Genomic DNA, 18,112 nt, shown 5'->3' on the forward strand with positions numbered 1-18,112 from the left:
GAGGGTAAAGGTCTTTTTATTTGCCCTCAGCCGAAACAAGTCCTTCGGGACATCTTCAATCGTAGAGGTAAATACTATGCAAAGACTCAAAACGACATTTCTGCTGGCTCTTCTCACCGTTCTCATGGTGACCATGGGTAACGCCATGGGCGGGCGGTCCGGCATGGTCACCGCCTTCGTCATCGCCCTTGGCATGAACTTCTTCTCCTACTGGTTCTCGGACAAGATCGTGCTGCGCATGTACGGCGCCCAGGAGATCGGCGAGCACGACCACCCGACCTTCTACAACCTAGTGCGTAACCTCGCCATGCGCGCAGGGCTCCCCATGCCGAAGGTGTACATCATACCTTCCGACAGTCCCAACGCCTTCGCGACCGGCCGTAACCCGCAGAACGCTGCCGTTGCCGCTACGGAAGGGATCCTGCGCATCCTTTCACCGGAGGAACTTGAAGGGGTAATGGCGCACGAACTCGCCCACGTGCAAAACCGGGACATCCTGGTCGGCACCATCGCCGCCACCTTCGCAGGCGCCATTTCCATGATCGGCAACATGTTGCAGTGGGGCGCCATGTTCGGAGCAGGCCGCGGCGATGAAGAGGACGGCGGCGGTATCGCCGGACTGGTCGGGTCGCTCGCGATGGCGATCATCGCCCCGATCGCCGCGATGCTCATTCAGATGGCCGTCTCGAGGTCGCGCGAGTATCTTGCCGACGCCACCGGCGCCGAGATCTGCGGCCGTCCTCTTGTGCTCGCCTCGGCCTTGAGGAAACTGCATATGGCTTCGCACCAGCTCCCGATGCAGGAGGCGAGTCCCGCGACGGCGCACATGTTCATAGTGAACCCGCTTACCGGCGGCGGCTTGATGGAACTCTTCTCCACGCATCCTCCGATGGAGGAGCGCATCGCGCGCCTCGAGCAGATGGCGGTAAGGCGTTAAAGGCTCCTCCCCCCGGAGGGGGGAGGTCGGGTGGGGGGAAGAGCCTGAACGAGACGCTGTGCGCCCCCTCCCTGTCCCTCCCCCTCCGGGGGGGGTGACCCCCTTGAATAAGATTTCACATAAGGAGAACTCTTAATGGATTGGTTCACCGACCCGCAGGTCTGGTTGGCTCTCATTACGCTGACCGCGCTGGAGATCGTGCTCGGCATCGACAACATCATCTTCATCTCCATCCAGGCCAGCAAGCTCCCTGCGGCACAGCAGGAGAAGGCGAGGCTGACCGGCCTCGGCCTCGCCATGTTCATTCGCGTGGCACTTCTCTTCTCGCTTACCTGGCTCATGGGGCTTACTACGCCGCTTTTCAGTCTCTTCGGAAACGAGATCTCCGGCCGTGATCTGATCCTCCTAAGCGGCGGTCTCTTCCTCATCTGGAAGAGCACGATGGAAATTCACGAGAAGCTCGAAGGCGAAGAGGTCGTGCACGCCTCCAGGGTGGGTGCAACTTTTGGCGCCGTCATCGTGCAGATCCTGCTGCTAGACATCGTTTTCTCGCTCGATTCCATCATCACCGCCATCGGCATGGCGAGCCAGCTCTTCATAATGGTGGCTGCTGTAGTCATCGCAGTCGGATTCATGATGCTATTTTCCGGCAAGATCAGCGCCTTCGTGGAAAGGCACCCGACCATCAAGATGCTCGCCCTTAGCTTCCTTCTTTTGATCGGCGTTTCGCTCATAGGCGAGGGCTTCGGGATGCACATCCCCAAGGGGTACATCTATTTCGCGATGGCTTTCTCGGTCATGGTCGAGATGCTCAACCTGCGGGTGCGGCGGGGTAAACCTGTTAAACTGCATGAGCCGCATCTTGATACGGACAGGGCAGGGGAGTAGCCTGCCGCCAACCCTCTCGCACCTGGCGGGAGGCAAAGACAAAGGAGGATGCTATGAAGTGCCCCGTATGCAACGACGCAAACCTTGTCATGTCTGAACGTCAGGGGATTGAAATCGACTACTGTCCACAGTGCCGCGGCATTTGGCTTGATCGCGGGGAGCTCGACAAGATCATAGAGCGCTCTGCAATCCAGCCGCAGCAGCCCCAGCCCCAGCCCCAGCAGCAACAGCAACAGCAACAGCAACAGTACGCGCCACAACCCGATTATCACCATGCGCAGCACCACGGGCATAAGCCGTACCGTAAGAAATCATTTTTCGAAGAGCTCTTCGACTAATCGATGCCGGCAGGGGGAAGCTTTCCTCCTGCCAGCTTTTTCCTTGACACCTTTGCCTTTCCTTAGCTATCTTTCCGGCGTGATGCGATACTTGCCACTTAAATCGATCTCTACCCTGCTGCTCGTGGTGCTGTTTTGCTTCATCCTGGGTGGCACGTGTGAAAGCGCCCATGCCAAGCAACTTGGCGTAAGCGCTGCGAGCTGCGACCAAACCGTCTCCCACGAGGGCGCCGAGTGCGATCTCCCCGGTTGTCCGGCGGACGGGGAGAGCGGACATACCGACTGCGATTTCTGCTGCGATTGCGCTTGCCATCTCTCCTTGAGCCTCGGTTCTTTCTCTTTCAACTACCTTCCCCTTCTTTCAGACATCAAAAGCTTCGATCGTTTCACCTTCCTGCCGGAAGTTTTTCTCTCCAAGTTCGTTCCCCCTCAGTTGCGCGCCTAAATTCCCCTTTACGGCTGTAGTGCGTCTAACGCATAGGCTTGCCCTCTCGGGACAGTCATGCCGTGTTACGTCCATTTTCGTATTTTTCATCATCTGATCAGGAGGTTTTCCCATTGGGAACAACTGCATTCAGGGGAGCGCGGCTTCTTCTGCCCGTGGCCCTTTGCCTTTTGGCAGCTTCACCCGTAACGGCTGAAACGCAGGCCCTTTCTCTGCGCCAGGCCGTTGAAACTGCGCTCAGTAACAACCCCGATATCGACTCTTTGCGCAAGGAGGCGGGCATTTTCGACGCCGCATCCTTGCGCGCCGGACTGCTTCCCAATCCGACCCTCGAGGTGGAGGGCGCAACTGGAGCCTTAACCGGCAGCAGTGCCGACAACACCCTCTCCCTCGGTATTTCCCAGGAACTTCTGCTTGGAGACAAGCGGAACAAGCGCAGTCTCGTCGCCGAGCGTGACATGGCCGCGTACCGCTGGCAGGTGCTCGACCGCGAGCGCACCCTAAAGGAGCAGGTGCAGGGTGCCTACTACGACGCGCTTCTCGCCCGACAGAGGCTCGCTCTGGCGTACCGTTCCATCGATCTGAACAAACAGTTGCTCCAGGTGGCGGAGGACCGTCTCAACGCAGGGGATATCCCGGAGCTTGAGATGTACCTGGTCCAGGTGGAACTTGCCCGCAGTGAGGGCGCCCGCATCGATATCGACCGTGCTTACCTCGAGTTCAGTTCAAGACTCTTCTCCCTGCTCGCTCTCCCTCACGGCGAAGCGCCTTTGCTGAACGGGAGCCTCGATGCCGGGACTTTCAAGATCGCGAACCTGACCGACCTGAAGCGCCTGGCCCTCAACCGTCGTCCTGACCTTAAGGCGGTCGATGCCGCAGCTAGTAAAGGTGATGCGGAGGTGGCACTCGCTGAAGCCGAGGCGATTCCCAACCTGACCGCAGGGGTCGCACTGTCTCGCGAGGCGAGTTCCATGGAAATTGGCGGCGTTGAGGGGAGAGAGACTGCCTACACGGTGGGCCTTAAGTTTTCCATGCCGATCCCGTTGTTCGACCGAAATCGCGCCGGGGTGCAGGAGGCGCGGGCGAAGCGCAGCAGTGCGGAGATCCGCGCGAAGGCCGCAGCCGTCACTGTCGAGCGTGAGGTGGAGAGCGCCTGGGCGAGCCTCGCCAACGCGGAAAAGGTCGTTTCGCTCTACAAGTCAAGCATCCTGCGTCAGCTTGAAGAGAACCTGAAGCTCACCCAGGAGGCCTACCGGCTGGGCGAGGTCGGCATCCTCGCGGTGATCGAGGAACAAAAGAAGTTTTTCGAGGTAAGCGACAGTTACCTGACCGCCCTGCATGCACGGCAGATGGCCATGGCGAAATTAGAATCGGCGGTAGCCGCTGACATGAACGGAGGTGAGCAGTGAACAAGAAGGGAATCATCATAGGACTCATTCTGGCTGTCGCTCTTGGCGGCGGCGTTGCATACCGGCTGGCCAACTCCTCCACGGCAGCAGAGCACGCGGAACATGCGGAGGCAGGGCACGGCGAGGAAAAAGGCGAGCACGCCGAAGGGAAAGAGGAAAAGGGGCACGAAGGCCACGACGAGCACGGAGCAAAGCTCGTCAAGATGAGCGCAGAGGTGCAAAAGCAAAGCGGCGTGGTCGTCGCAGCCGCGAAAAAACAGCAGATGGCCGGCATGATCAGCGCGACCGGCAAGGTGGAGGCTAACGCCGACCGCATCGCCCACGTCTCTCCGCGCATCTCCGGAAAGGTCGTCGCGGTTCGCGCGTCCTTGGGAGACAGCGTGGGAGCTGGGCAGGTGCTTGCCACGCTCGACAGCGTCGAGCTCGGGGAGGCTTTAAGCCGCTACCACCAGTCGAAGACGCGGCTTTCACTGGCCCAGTCCAACATGGACCGGGTGAAGGTGCTGGTGGACAAGAAGATCGCGGCGCGCAAGGAGATCCTGCAGGCCGAGACCGACTACAAGACGGCACAGACGGAACTGCACACCGACCAGGAACGCCTGGAGCTGTACGGCGTCTCCGCGGGTGATCTCAAGGCAGGCAGAAAGCCGCTTCTACCGGTCCGTTCGCCGATTTCCGGCGTGATCACGGAAAAGCACGCCATCGTCGGCGAACTCGCCGATCCAGCCAAGAGTCTCTACACGGTCGCCGACCTCTCCTCGGTTTGGGTGATGGTGGATATCCACGAAAAAGATCTCGCCAAGGTGCGGCGCGGCCAGACGGCGACAGTGATGGTGAACGCCTTCCCCGATGCCAAGTTCCGGGGGCGTGTCACTTACCTCGCCGACGTCGTCGACGAAGCGACCCGAACCATAAAGGCCCGGGTGGAGGTGGCGAACCCGGGGCGCAAACTCAAGCCGGAGATGTTCGCCACCGTCGAGCTCGCCATAGCGGCTGACGCGGCAGCGGTGCTTGCGGTTCCCGAGGAGGCGGTCCAGGAACTGGAAGGTAAGAAGCTCGTTTTCGTCGCCGAGGGGGAAGGGGCGTTCGAGTCGCGCCGGGTTGAGCTTGGCCGCGCTTCCGGCGGCATGGTAGAGGTGCTCTACGGTCTCAAGGAAGGGGAACGCCTGGCGGTGAAGGGGGGCTTTGTCCTCAAGTCGGAATTGCAGAAAGGTGAAATCGAGGGACACGATCACTAAGGAGACCAGCACCCATGCTTGAAAGAACAGTCGCATTCATGCTGAAGCAAAAGGGTATGGTCATCTTCCTCGCGTTGGTGATCGTCGTCTTCGGCTTCTATTCCTATCTGAAACTACCCGTAGATGCCTTCCCGGATGTCACCAACATCCAGGTGGAAGTGGTGAGCCACGCCGACGGGCTTTCGGCGGAGGAGATCGAGAGAAACGTAACCTATCCCATCGAGACGGCGATGCGGGGGCTTCCCGACATAGAACAGCTCCGCTCGGTAACCAAGTTCGGACTTTCCATCGTCACCGTCGTCTTCAAAGACAACGTCGACATCTATTTCGCCAGACAGCTGGTTTTTGAGCGGCTGGCCGAGGCCCGCGAAAAGGTACCCAAGGGAGTCGAGGTTTCCATGGGGCCGATCGGCACCGCGATGGGGGAGATCTACCAGTACACCCTCGAAGGTAAGATGCCCAAGGACCCCGAGGGGCAGCGCGCTTACCTTACCAACCTGCGCACCATCCAGGAATGGGTCCTCGCCCCGCAGCTAAAGGGGGTTCCCGGCGTCAACGAGATCAACTCGTTCGGCGGGTACTTCAAGCAGTACCAGGTGGAGGTCTCGCCCGAGAAGCTTTTGAAGTTCGGCGTGACGGTGGACGACGTCTACGGCGCGATCGGCAGCAACAACAGTAACGTGGGAGGCAACGTCCTCGAGCGCGGCACCGACCAGTACATCGTGCGCGGCGTCGGCCTCATCCAGACCACTGCAGACATCGAGAACATCGTCCTCAAATCTCAGGGGGGAACCCCGGTCTACCTGCGCGACGTGGCCCAGGTGAAAATCGGCGAGGCGGTCCGCATGGGTGCCGCGATAAAGGACGCACAGGGCGAGGCGGTCGGGGGCATCGTGATGATGCTCAGGGGCGAGAACAGCCGCGACGTCGTGGCGCGGGTCGCGGCCAAGGTAAAGGAGATCAACGAAAGCAACATGCTTCCCGACGGCATCAAGATAGTGCCGTACTACGACAGAAGCGACATCGTGAAGTCGAGCGTCGGCACCGTGAACAAGGCCCTCGTCGAGGGAGCGCTCCTCGTCCTCGTCGTGTTGTACCTCCTTTTGAACAGCATCCGGGGCAGCATCGTCGTGCTGCTCGCGCTGCCGCTGTCGCTTCTGGTCACCTTCATCGTGATGAAGCTTACCGGCATCACGGCGAACCTCATGTCACTGGGCGGCCTTGCCATCTCCATCGGCATGATCATCGACACCACCATCATCCAGGTTGAGAACGTGCAGCGCCACCTGAGCGAGGAGGGGGAGCGTCAGCCGAAACTCGTTACCGTTCTGAAGGCGGTCATGGAGGTGCGCAAGCCGAGCATCTTCGGGGAGCTCATCATCGCGCTCACCTTCATCCCGATTCTCACCCTGGAGGGGATCGAGGGGAAGATGTTCGGCCCCCTGGCCATCACCGTCGCCATCGCGCTCTTGTCCTCGCTGCTTTTGTCGATCTTTATCATCCCGGTGCTTTGCAGCCTGTTCCTCAAGCCGCAGCTCGAGAAGGAAAGCCGCATCATGGTGTACGCCAAGGAGCAGTATCTCCCGCTTCTGGAGTACGCGCTCAACCGCAGGAAGGTTGTGCTAGGCATCGCGGGGGGACTTCTCGTCTTCTCCCTCTTCCTCGTGACACGGCTTGGCACCGAGTTCATGCCGATCATGGACGAGGGCTCCTTCGACATGGACATCGCCATGCTGCCGGGCGTCTCCCTTGCTAAGGCGCTCGACGTGAATCAGCAGGCGACGCAGAAACTCAAGAAGTTCGAGGAGCTCGATGTGGTGGTCGGTCGCATCGGGCAGACCGGCGTGGCGCTCGATACCCGTGGCCCCGATAAGACCGGATACGTCGGGGTTTTCAAGCCGAAGGAGCTGTGGAAGCGCGACATTTCGAAGGAGGAGCTGACCAACGAGATGCGTGAAGAGCTGGAAAAGATCCCCGGGATCAGCTTCGGGTTCAGCCAGCCGATCCAGTGCCGCATAGATGAACTGGTTGCGGGAACGCGCGCGCAGCTCATCGTGAAGCTCTTCGGCGACGATCTGAACGTCTTACGCGACAAGTCTGCCGAGATCGCCAGGGTGCTCGCCAAGGTGCGCGGCGGCACCGACCTCAACACCGAAAAAGTCTCGGGACAGCCGTACCTGACCGCGACCATCGACCGGGCGAAGATCGCGCGCTACGGTCTCAACATAAGCGACGTGCAGAACGTGATCGAGATCGCGGTGGCAGGCAAGGCTGCCTCCACCTTCTACGAGGCGAACCGCAGCTTCGATATCACCGTGCGTCTCCCGGAGGAAAAGCGGAACTCGCTCGAAGCGATCCGGAACCTCCTCGTCACCACCAAGTCCGGGTTGAACGTGCCGCTGGAGCAACTCGCTGAAGTGAAGATGGTGGAAGGACCGGTGCAGATAAGCCGCCAGGACGGTGTCCGGCGCATCGGTATCGAGATGAACGTAAGCGGAAGAGATATCGGAAGTTTCGTTGCCGAAGCCAAAGAGAAGATCCGGTCGCAGGTAAAGCTGCCGCCGGGGTACTACCTCACCTGGGGCGGTCAGTTCGAGAACCAGCAACGGGCGATGAACCGGCTCATGATCATCGGACCGGTCGCGGTGGCGCTCATACTGCTTCTGCTCTACGTGACCTTTAGATCCATTCGTCTCGCCTTCCTCGTGATCGCTAACCTGCCGTTCGCCCTGATAGGCGGAATCTTCTCGCTGTTCCTCTCGGGGCAGTATCTATCAGTCCCGGCATCGGTCGGTTTCATCGTCCTTTTCGGCGTGGCGGTGCTGAACGGCCTAGTACTGGTCTCCCGGATCGTACAGTTGCGGGAGGAGGGGCTTTCGGTCGACGAGGCGGTGCGCAAGGGTGCCCTCGATCGTCTGCGGCCGGTGCTGATGACGGCTTCGATCGCTATTTTCAGTCTGGTGCCGATGCTCCTTGCCGGTGGAACCGGCTCAGAGATCCAGAAGCCGCTGGCAACGGTCGTCGTGGGCGGACTGATTACTTCGACGCTGCTCACTTTGTTGATAATCCCTGCTGTGTACGGGTGGTTTGAAAGGAAAACGCAGGCCGAATAGTAAAACGAGCAAACTCTTACGTTTTCAATGCAATTAGCGCCGTGGCAACTCCTCGTGTCACGGCGTTTTTTTATGTGGTGGGTATCAAAGGCAAATCCCCCCTGGCCCCCTTCGCAAAGGGGGGGACGTTGGGGCAAATGCGGTGCTTCGTGGACAGCCTGTTGTACTCTATTCTCCCCGTCTTCCTGACTGTAACCATCCTTTGGGTGCAGTTGGCACAGAGTGGGCAGAAAACGGGTGCAAACAGGGATGTCAAGATACAGATGCAAACAATTTTCGATTCAATCAAAAGTTTGCCTTTACTAAACAGGGGGAGCTGTTGTACAGTGTCGCGCTGTCGAGCCGCGATGCTCATTAAAGCTAGCGGTTGCGCTCGCCGCGGCATGTTGCCTGACCAGTAGAAGTGCGGGGCGTCTTGTTTTATTTTAAGCAGACGCTCATCAACTGTACCGGATCTAAGATCAGCAATGCCTTGCACAATTCAAGAACTTTGTGGTATACGTTCTTGGCATTCCGCTGTTCTATTTTTGTGAATCGCCGGTGATGAACGCGGATTTTCCCGCTTTGGTCATACCGCAGAAAAGCTCTCCAAACAATCCCAGTCGGAAGGAAGTCGACATGTTCCTACAACAGTTAGTAAACGGCGTGGCCTTAGGTAGCGTGTACGCGCTCATCGCTTTGGGCTACACCATGGTCTACGGCATCATCACTCTGATCAACTTCGCCCACGGCGAGATCTTCATGGTGGGCGCCTTCGTCGGCCTGCTCCTCGTCGCCGCATTCAAGGTGAACGTATTCGTTGCCATCATCGGCGCCATGATCTTCTGCATGGTGATGGGGGTGGTCATCGAACTGATCGCCTACCGTCCGCTCAGAAAGTCCTCCCGCCTCTCGGCGCTGATCTCGGCGATCGGTGTCTCCATCTTCCTCAGTTCGCTCGCCTTGATGGTGTTTGGCGCCGACGCGAAAGGGTTCCCTGACGGCGCCTTCCCGGTCCGGCAGATCAAGGTCGGCTCCGCTGACATCTCGACGCTGCAGCTCCTCATCATCGGGGTTTCCGCAGCGCTCATGATGGGGCTCGAGTTCATCGTCCAGAAGACCAAGATCGGCAAGGCGATGCGCGCCACCTCCGAGGATTACAACACCTCCGCGCTCATGGGGATCAACGTGAACCGCGTCATCTCCTTCACCTTCGCCCTCGGTTCCGCGCTGGCTGCGGCGGGCGGGGTGCTGGTCGGGGTGCTCTTTAACGCGGTTTCCTTCAACATGGGCCTCATGGCCGGTCTCAAGGCCTTCGCCGCCGCGGTCCTTGGCGGGATCGGCTCCATCCCCGGCGCAATGTTGGGCGGCCTGCTGCTCGGCGTCTCCGAGGTCTTCGGCGTAGCCATCGGCTACTCTTCCTACCGTGACGCGATCGCCTTCACCATCCTGGTGCTGGTCCTCCTTGTCAAGCCGACCGGCCTGCTCGGACAAAAAATTACAAAGAAGGTATAGATTCGATGGCAGACTTCCTGAACAGCCTGGTCGGCTCAATCGACCCGTACATGTTGCAGATCCTCGTCAACGTCGGCATCGCTATCGTGCTGGCGCTGGGGCTCAACGTCATCACCGGCCTTACCGGGCAGCTGTCCCTGGGGCACGCCGCCTTCATGAGCATTGGTGCCTTCACGAGCGCCATGGTCACCATCAAGACCGGCCTTCCCTTCTTCGCCAACCTGGCCGTCACCGGTGTGGTGACCGCGATCGTCGCCGCCATTATCGGCTTCCCGATCCTGAGGCTTACCGGCGATTACCTTGCCATCTGCACCTTGGGCTTCGCCGAGATCGTCAAGGTTTTCTTCCTGAACTTCGAGCCGACCAACAAGGCGCTCGGTCTCACCGTTCCTCCCGCCAAGACCGCCATCCCGATGCCGATCTACGTCTGGGTCGTCGCGATTCTCGCCATCGTCCTGGTGACCTTCGTGCAGAGTTCTCGCTTCGGACGCGCGCTGAAGGCTATCCGCGAGGACGAGATCGCCGCCGACGCCATGGGCATCAATACGGCACGTTACAAGATCCAGGCTTTCGCCCTCGGCTCCTTCATGGCCGGTATCGGCGGCGGCCTTTACGCCCACTTCCTGAGCTACATCAACCCCTCGGACTTCGGCTTCCTCAAGTCCGTCGACATCCTGTCCATGGTCGTTCTGGGCGGGCTCGGGTCGGTCCCCGGCTCGGTGATCGGTGCCTCGGTTCTCGCCTCGGCGCCTGAATTCCTCCGCTTCATGTCGCAGTACCGCATGCTGGTCTACGGCGCGCTTCTCGTGTTCCTCATGGTTTTCCGTCCCAACGGGCTTCTGGGCGGCGTGAACCTGACCGACCTTTTACTGCGCGCCATCGGAAAGAAGCCGGCCAGCAAGGGCTAGCAGAAACAAGACAAATAACTCACGAAACGAGAGTAAAGCATGTCCATTCTTAAACTCGATAACGTCACCATCCGCTTCGGCGGCCTGGTCGCCGTAGACAAGGTAAACCTCGAGGTCGAGAAGGGGAGCATCATGGCCCTGATCGGACCGAACGGTGCCGGCAAGAGCACCATGTTCAACCTGATCACCGGCATCTACACCCCGACCGAAGGGCAGATCTCCTTCATGGGCGAGAGCATCTCGGGAAAGCCACCTTTCAAGATCGCCGGTTCCGGCATCGGCAGGACCTTCCAGAACATCAGGCTCTTCACCCAGCTCACCGTGCTGGAGAACGTCCTGATCGGCGCCCACACCCAGGGTACCTTCGACCTGACCGGCGCCACGCTTAAGTTCCTGCCTTGGGTCCGCCGCCAGGAGGCTGAGCTGAAGGAACTAGCGATGGCCTGCCTGAAGCAGGTGGATCTGACCCACAAGGCGTACGAACTGGCCGGCAACCTGCCGTACGGCGAGCAGCGCCGTCTCGAGATCGCCCGCGCACTCGCCATCAAGCCGCAGATCATCCTCCTGGACGAGCCGGCCGCCGGCATGAACCCGCAGGAGAAACTGGTCCTTGCCGAGATGGTGAAGGCCATCAGCAAGACCGGCGTCACCGTCTTCCTGGTCGAGCACGACATGAAGTTCGTCATGGGGATCTCGGACCGCATCGCCGTCCTTGACTACGGGGTTAAGATCGCCGAGGGGACTCCGGAGGAAATCCGGAAGAATCCGAAGGTCATCGAGGCGTATCTCGGCAAAGGAGCAGCGGATGCTTAAGGTAGAGAACATCAGCGTGAATTACGGCGCCATCAAGGCGCTGCAAAATGTTTCCTTCCAGATCAACCAGGGCGAGATCGTCGCGCTTATCGGTGCCAACGGCGCGGGCAAGACGACCATCCTGAACACCATCTCCAACATCGTTCCGTCGGTGGCTGGGAAGATCACCTATCTCGATAAGGAGATCACCAAGCTTCCGCCGCACGAGATTGTGAAACTCGGCATCTCGCAGGTACCTGAGGGACGCCGCGTCTTCGCCAAGATGAGCGTGCTCGAGAACCTCGAGATGGGCGCTTACACGAGAAGCGACAACGAGGTCGCCTCTGACATGGAGAAGATCTTCCAGCGTTTCCCGCGTTTGAACGAGCGTAAGAAGCAGCCGGCTAAGACGCTTTCCGGCGGCGAGCAGCAGATGCTGGCCATGGGCAGGGCGCTCATGTCCCGCCCGAAACTGCTCCTTCTCGACGAGCCCTCCATGGGTCTCGCGCCGATGCTCGTCGAGCAGATCTTCCAGATCATCCAGGAGATCAACGCGAGCGGCACTACCATCCTCCTGGTCGAGCAGAACGCCAATATGGCACTCTCCATCGCCCACCGCGCTTACGTCCTCGAGACCGGCGAGGTGGTGCTGCAGGGTGACGCCAAGGAACTCGCGTCCAACCCCGAAGTGAGAAAGGCTTACCTGGGAGAGTAGGGTGTCACCATCCGCCACAACCAAGCCTTGGATCAACCCCTACCTGGCCATCCTGGTAGGGGTTTTTGCTGTCTCCTTCTCCTCCATCCTGGTGAGGGTCTGCACGGCTCCCCCCCTGGTGATAGCGGCCTACCGGCTCATCTTCACCTTCTGCTTCCTTGCGCCCTTCACCCTGTGGGGCGGCGCGCCGGCCCTGCGCGGCATGTCCGCGCGCCAGATCAGTCTTTCGGCCGGGAGCGGCGTTTTTCTCGCACTGCACTTCGTCACCTGGTTCATCTCGCTCAAGTACACCTCCATCGCCAGTTCCGTGGTGCTAGTGACCACGCAGCCGCTCTTCGTCGTGTTCGGCTCCTGGATCTTCTTCCGGGAGAGCGTGCCTCGCAAGGCGCTTTACGGCTGCTTTCTCGCTTTCGTGGGGAGCGTGGTCATCGGCGCCACCGATTTCCAGATCGGGCGGCAGGCGTTCATCGGAGATCTGCTCGCGCTGTTCGCTGCGGTCATGGTGTCCGGTTACCTGTTGATCGGTCGCAGGCTGCGTCACGGCGTACCGCTTACCGGATACACCTTCGTGACCTACGGCGCGAGCGCGCTCACCCTGAGCGGTGCGGCGGTTGTCGGCGGTGTCGCTTTCTATCCTTATCCCGCGCAAGACTGGCTCATCTTCGTGGCGCTGGCGCTGGTCTGCACCATCCTCGGGCACACCGTTTTCAACTGGGTGCTTCGCTATGTGCAGGCCTCGGTGGTCTCGGTGAGCATCCTTGGGGAGCCGTTAGGAGCGATCCTTTGGGCCGCCGTATTCCTGGGTGAGAACCCGACGCCGCGCCAGGCCGTGGGCGGATCGATCATCTTTGCCGGGCTGTACCTTTTCACCAGGGTGACGGCAGGTCACTCATCCCCTCGCCCTTTGGGAGAGGGGTAGGGGTGAGGGCGTAGCCACGAAGAGAGATGATGCCGGTTGCGCCGCCCTCACCCTATCCCTCTCCCGGAAGGAGAGGGGGCATGGACCTTCAGTGTTCCACACGGTCTCTTACGGGAGAGGGTGTGTGAACCATATAGGCACAGACGTTCAATACACTGACAGCACAGGAGGAACGAGTATGGATACCAATCTGAGTGCGAGCGCGAAGAGGGTGCAGGATGCGCTCAACAGCTTCGGCGTGGACTGCCGTGTCAAGGAACTGGGCGAGAGCACCCGCACCGCGGTTGATGCGGCAAACGCCGTCGGCTGCGAGGTGGGGCAGATCGTGAAGTCGCTTGTTTTCCGCGGCAAGGAAAGCGGCAAGGCCGTCTTCGTGGTGGCCAGCGGCGCCAACATGGTGAACGAGAAGGCGCTCGCGGTACTGATCGGGGAAAAGATCGAACGGGCTACGCCGGACTTCGTGCGCGAGCAGACCGGTTACGCCATCGGCGGCGTCTCGCCGGTTGGTCATCCGACGCCGCTTACCACCTTCATCGACGAAGATCTGCTCGGTTATCAGGAGCTTTGGGCTGCAGCCGGGACTCCTAATGCGGTCTTTGCACTGACTCCGGAGCAACTCTGCCACATCACCTCCGGCCAGGTTGCCCACGTGAAAAAATAGGGGCGATAATCATTCGTCCGCCGGTCCTTGCTAATACAGCAGTTCAACACAACGCGGCAATGCTGCCGCTATTTTAAAGGGAGCAGCCCTAAGTATTCGGGCACGAACTCATGCAAAACGTAACAGTAACGAAGGCACGGGACAGTTTTACCACCGGTTTGGGTGTAATCGCCGCAACGCTCGGCTCCGCGGTGGGGTTGGGGAACATCTGGAAGTTCCCTGCGCTGACCGGCCTTAACGGCGGGGCTGCGTTCATCATCGTCTATCTTCTCTCGACCCTCATGGCGGGCCTCGTGGTCATGGTAGCCGAGCTCATGCTGGGGCGCCGTTCCAAGTCTGACGCGCTCACCACCTTCAAGGTGCTGCATCCCAAGAACGAATCGTGGGCGCTCATCGGCGCTGCGGGTGTCCTCTCCGCCTTCCTGATCCTTGCCTTCTACACCGAGGTGGCGGGGTGGGTTTTCGCCTATATATTCAAGGCGGCCTCCGGGGCTGTGCTCTCGTCCGATCCCAAGGTGACCTCTGCCGGGTTTGAGAAACTGATCACCGACCCGGTGCAGTCGGTCTTCTGGCAGTGCCTGGTGCTGGTCTTCGTCGGCGCCATCATCGTTGCCGGAGTTTCCAAGGGGATCGAGAAGACCACGAAGCGCCTCATGCCGGTGCTCTTCCTCATCCTGGTGATGATTGGTGTCAGAAGCCTCATGCTCCCTGGTGCCGCCGCCGGCCTCGAGTTCCTGTTCCGCCCCGATTTCTCCAAGGTAACCGGCGGCGTCGTCTTGACCGCGATGGGCCTTGCCTTCTTCAAGCTCTCCGTCGGCATGGGGACCATGATTACCTACGGCAGCTATTTCCGTGACGACCAGAACATTCCGATGACCGCGCTACGCGTCATGCTTGCCGACCTGACCGTTTCCATCCTGGCGGGCATCGCGATCTTCCCGGCCGTCTTCACCTACGGCTTCAAGCCGGAGGCTGGTCCGTCGCTGCTCTTCATCACCATCCCGGCGGTCTTCTCGCAGATGCCCTTCGGTAACGTCTTCGTGGTGCTCTTCTTCGTCCTGGGCGCCATCGCCGCCACCGGCGCCATGCTCTCGATCCTCGAGGTACCGGTTGCGTACCTGCACCAGCGTTTCGGCGTGTCCCGCTTCAACTCGACGGCAATCACCGTCATCCTGCTGGCTCTGATCGGTTCCACCGCAGCGCTTTCCAACAGCACCATGGCGAACTTCAAGTTCTTCGGCATGACCATGTTCGACTTCTACGACTTCCTCACTTCGAACGTCCTTATGCCGGTCGGCGGTCTCTTCATCTGCATCTTTGTCGGCTGGGTCTGGGGTGAGGAGAAGGTGAGGGCGGCGCTTTCCAACGACGGGCAACTGCATAACGGGCCGATCATCAGCATCTTCCTGTTCCTTGTGAAATACGTGGCGCCGATTACCATTACCGTCATTCTGCTGCGCGGCTTGAAGATCATCTAAGCAATTCCCTCACCCGGAGGGGGAGGGCCAGGGAGGGGGAAGGGGACTTTCTTTGCCCAGGCTTCCCCCCTCCCAGCCTCCCCCCTCCGGGGGGAGGAGCATGGACCAATTACATGAGCGATAAAACCGAACATACCGAGCTCACTGCTGCACAAAAAAGCCGCCAGGGCGTTATCTACGGCCTGGCGGCTTATCTTTGCTGGGGCTTCTTCCCGGTCTACTTCAAATCAGTCAAGGTCGTCCCCCCCCTGGAGATGGTCTCGCACCGGATCGTCTGGTCGCTCGCCTTTTTGCTGCTGCTCATCACCTGGAAGGGCGCCTGGCCCGGCACCATAGCGGTGCTCAAGCGCCCCAAGTCGCTGGTCGTCCTTACCATCACCACGATCCTCATCGCCACCAACTGGCTGGTCTTCATCTACGCCATCAGCATCGGCGAGGTGCTGCAGTCGAGCCTCGGCTATTTCATCAACCCGCTGGTGAACGTACTGCTCGGTTTTCTGTTCCTGCACGAGCGGCTTGAGCGCCCGCAATGGATCAGCCTCGGCCTTGCCACCACCGGTGTCTTGTACCTGGCCATCCAGCACGGGGCCATTCCCTGGCTCTCCCTGCTGCTTGCGCTCTCCTTCGGTCTCTACGGGCTGATCCGGAAAATGCTGCACGTCGAGCCGCTGGTCGGGCTCACCGTGGAGACGCTGCTTCTCATGCCGGTTGCGCTCTTCTACCTGGTGCATTTGAACCAGAAGGGAACCGGCATCTTCCTAACCCATGGATCCACTCTGGACATCCTGATCCCGATGTCCGGTGTGGTAACCGCCATCCCCTTGCTGCTTTTTGCCGCGGCCGGAAAGAAGCTGCGTCTGGCAACGATCGGTTTCCTGCAGTACATCACACCCACGATGCACTTCCTGCTCGCCATAACCCTCTTCGGCGAGACGTTCACCCACACCCACCTGATCAGCTTCATGTTCATCTGGGCAGGCCTTGTGCTCTACTCGGTGCATGCGTACCGTACTGTCAGGGGCTGATGTAGTCCTGAAGTATTCCCTGTTGCATATTGGAATGCATTTTAGCATAATGCCTGTCGGCGTTACTTTTGCCGGAGGTTTTTATGACTGAAGCAGTAACTGGATCTGTCACGGCACTCGATCTGGAAGAGATGGCGCGACAGATGCTCGCGTTCCAGGATCTCACTCGGGAACTGGACGCGATCATCGACTCCTCCTCGGACGGACTATGGATTTGCGACGCGGATGCCGTGGTAATCCGCATCAACCCGGCGTCCGAGCGCATCAACAATATCCAGGCTTCGGAGGTCGTCGGAAAGAACATGCGCGACCTGCTGGATCAGGGCTTTATTGACCGTTCGGCGGCGCTGGAGGCACTGACTACCGGCAAGGTGGTGAGCCAGCTGCAAAACCGCCAGGGGCGCAAGCTCATCTCGACCGGCACCCCGGTCTTGGACGGCAATGGCCGGGTCATACGGGTCGTGGTAAGTGAGCGTGACGTCACTGAGATTGACAACCTGCAGCGTGAACTCGAGGAGCAGGAGGCGCTGCGCGACCAGTTCCGCAGCCACATGCTCGAGATGCAGCAGGCGGATCTCGCCTCACGGAGCGTCATCGCGCGCAGCCCGCTCATGGTGAACGCGCTGAAGCAGGCGCTCAAGGTGAGTGCGGTCAATTCCACCGTTCTCATCCTCGGTGAGTCGGGCGTAGGCAAGGGGCTCATCGCCGAACTGATACACAAGAATTCCAGCCGCGCGGACAAGCCGCTCATCGAGATCAACTGCGGCGCAATCCCGGAATCCCTCATAGAATCGGAACTGTTCGGCTACGAGAAGGGGGCTTTCACCGGCGCTCAGACCGCCGGGAAGCCGGGGTATCTTGAGCTTGCCGATGGGGGGATACTCTTCCTCGACGAGATCGCCGAACTGCCGCAGGCGGCACAGGTGAAGCTTCTTCGCTTCCTGGAGAACGGCCGCGTGGTGAGGCTTGGCGGCACCAAGGCGAGGACGCTGGACGTCAGGATCCTCGCGGCAACGCACCGCAACCTCGATCAGATGGTCAAGGACGGCACCTTCCGCCTCGACCTTTACTACCGTTTGAACGTGATCCCGATCCACGTGCCCGCTCTTCGGGAGAGGCGGGACTGCATACTTCCGCTCGTTCGGCATTACATAGATCTTTTCGGCGCCCGCGATTCGATCCGCAAGCGTCTTACCCGCGCCGCCTCCGACGCGCTTCTTGCCTATGATTACCCCGGCAACGTTCGGCAGTTGATGAACATCTGCGAGCGTCTCGTCGTCATGACGGAAACGGATCTCATCGACGTGAAGGATCTGCCTGCCGAAATCGCCGTAGGAGGCAACCAACCGACGATGGGAGGGGGCGTCTGGCACGACGAGGTGACACTGCAGGAAACGCTGGACAAGGTGGAGAAGGCGGTTCTCGTAAAGGCGCTGGAGACGCACGGTAACCAAGTACGCATGGCCGAGGCACTCGGGGTGAACCAGTCGACCATCGCCAGGAAGTTGAAAAAGCACGGGATCGCATAGCGCTCCTCCCCCTTCAGGGGGGGGATGTGTTATGCGATATTGCATATTACTCCTCTCTTCTTCTGGTCCAATCTTCCCTCTATCAGCGCCTCTCACTTACTCTGCTCTATTTAATCATCCATCCAACATTACCTTTCTCAATATCGCTGCTATAATACTTCCGGCACTTTAACCGAGCGAAGCGCCGTTTTGACGCTTGTTGTGTTCCTGACAAATACTTCCG

16 protein-coding genes are annotated in these 18,112 nt (G+C 59.8%); all 16 read left to right on the plus strand.

Translation table 11 applies throughout. The annotated features are described in order from the left end of the window. The first annotated feature begins 76 nt into the window (after positions 1 to 76). The 16 genes from htpX to E8L22_RS09920 all read left to right on the plus strand — a co-directional run bounded on the left by htpX (position 77) and on the right by E8L22_RS09920 (position 17,889). Positions 77 to 937 carry a zinc metalloprotease HtpX gene (gene htpX, locus E8L22_RS09845; RefSeq protein ID WP_136525024.1) on the plus strand — a complete coding sequence of 287 codons (861 nt, stop codon included), beginning with the start codon at positions 77 to 79 and terminating at the stop codon, positions 935 to 937. A gap of 135 nt (positions 938 to 1,072) precedes the next feature. Further along, positions 1,073 to 1,825 carry a TerC family protein gene (locus E8L22_RS09850; protein WP_136525025.1) on the plus strand — a complete coding sequence of 251 codons (753 nt, stop codon included), beginning with the start codon at positions 1,073 to 1,075 and terminating at the stop codon, positions 1,823 to 1,825. A 53-nt stretch (positions 1,826 to 1,878) separates the two neighbouring features. Continuing rightward, on the plus strand, positions 1,879 to 2,163 hold the full coding sequence (locus tag E8L22_RS09855; RefSeq protein ID WP_136525026.1) for a TFIIB-type zinc ribbon-containing protein: 285 nt from the start codon (positions 1,879 to 1,881) through the stop codon (positions 2,161 to 2,163). Between the two features lie 91 nt (positions 2,164 to 2,254). Beyond that, entirely contained in the window at positions 2,255 to 2,608 is a 354-nt protein-coding gene (locus E8L22_RS09860) for a hypothetical protein (RefSeq protein WP_136525027.1), read from the plus strand. Between the two features lie 113 nt (positions 2,609 to 2,721). Continuing rightward, entirely contained in the window at positions 2,722 to 4,017 is a 1,296-nt protein-coding gene (locus E8L22_RS09865) for a TolC family protein (protein WP_136525028.1), read from the plus strand. Next, a complete protein-coding gene (locus E8L22_RS09870; RefSeq protein ID WP_136525029.1) occupies positions 4,014 to 5,255 on the plus strand; it encodes an efflux RND transporter periplasmic adaptor subunit in 1,242 nt (413 codons plus the stop codon). The genes E8L22_RS09865 and E8L22_RS09870 overlap by 4 nt, the downstream gene beginning before the upstream one ends. Before the next feature lie 14 nt (positions 5,256 to 5,269). Further along, entirely contained in the window at positions 5,270 to 8,368 is a 3,099-nt protein-coding gene (locus E8L22_RS09875) for an efflux RND transporter permease subunit (protein WP_136525030.1), read from the plus strand. Positions 8,369 to 8,986: 618 nt separating this feature from the next. Continuing rightward, positions 8,987 to 9,862 carry a branched-chain amino acid ABC transporter permease gene (locus E8L22_RS09880; protein ID WP_136525031.1) on the plus strand — a complete coding sequence of 292 codons (876 nt, stop codon included), beginning with the start codon at positions 8,987 to 8,989 and terminating at the stop codon, positions 9,860 to 9,862. Between the two features lie 5 nt (positions 9,863 to 9,867). Next, the gene (locus tag E8L22_RS09885) at positions 9,868 to 10,770 is read left to right on the plus strand and encodes a branched-chain amino acid ABC transporter permease (RefSeq protein WP_136525032.1); all 903 of its coding nucleotides are present in this window, start codon (positions 9,868 to 9,870) and stop codon (positions 10,768 to 10,770) included. 39 nt (positions 10,771 to 10,809) lie between these two features. Further along, positions 10,810 to 11,583: an ABC transporter ATP-binding protein gene (locus E8L22_RS09890; RefSeq protein WP_136525033.1), complete on the plus strand. Its 774-nt coding sequence runs from the start codon at positions 10,810 to 10,812 to the stop codon at positions 11,581 to 11,583. Beyond that, the gene (locus E8L22_RS09895; protein ID WP_136525034.1) at positions 11,576 to 12,277 is read left to right on the plus strand and encodes an ABC transporter ATP-binding protein; all 702 of its coding nucleotides are present in this window, start codon (positions 11,576 to 11,578) and stop codon (positions 12,275 to 12,277) included. Before E8L22_RS09890 ends, E8L22_RS09895 begins: the two co-directional genes overlap by 8 nt. A 1-nt stretch (position 12,278) precedes the next feature. Next, positions 12,279 to 13,196, plus strand: a complete 918-nt coding sequence (locus tag E8L22_RS09900; protein ID WP_136525035.1) for a DMT family transporter — start codon at positions 12,279 to 12,281, stop codon at positions 13,194 to 13,196. Between the two features lie 178 nt (positions 13,197 to 13,374). Beyond that, on the plus strand, positions 13,375 to 13,857 hold the full coding sequence (locus tag E8L22_RS09905; RefSeq protein ID WP_135870265.1) for a YbaK/EbsC family protein: 483 nt from the start codon (positions 13,375 to 13,377) through the stop codon (positions 13,855 to 13,857). Positions 13,858 to 13,967: 110 nt separating this feature from the next. Next, the gene (locus E8L22_RS09910; RefSeq protein ID WP_136525036.1) at positions 13,968 to 15,335 is read left to right on the plus strand and encodes a sodium-dependent transporter; all 1,368 of its coding nucleotides are present in this window, start codon (positions 13,968 to 13,970) and stop codon (positions 15,333 to 15,335) included. A gap of 113 nt (positions 15,336 to 15,448) precedes the next feature. Then, positions 15,449 to 16,360 (plus strand): EamA family transporter RarD, encoded by a 912-nt coding sequence (gene rarD, locus E8L22_RS09915; protein WP_136525037.1) that lies wholly within the window; start codon positions 15,449 to 15,451, stop codon positions 16,358 to 16,360. 83 nt (positions 16,361 to 16,443) lie between these two features. After that, entirely contained in the window at positions 16,444 to 17,889 is a 1,446-nt protein-coding gene (locus E8L22_RS09920; RefSeq protein ID WP_136525038.1) for a sigma-54 interaction domain-containing protein, read from the plus strand. Positions 17,890 to 18,112 lie beyond the last annotated feature (223 nt).

This window comes from Geomonas ferrireducens (assembly GCF_004917065.1).
GTDB classification, from domain to species: Bacteria; Desulfobacterota; Desulfuromonadia; order Geobacterales; family Geobacteraceae; genus Geomonas; species Geomonas ferrireducens.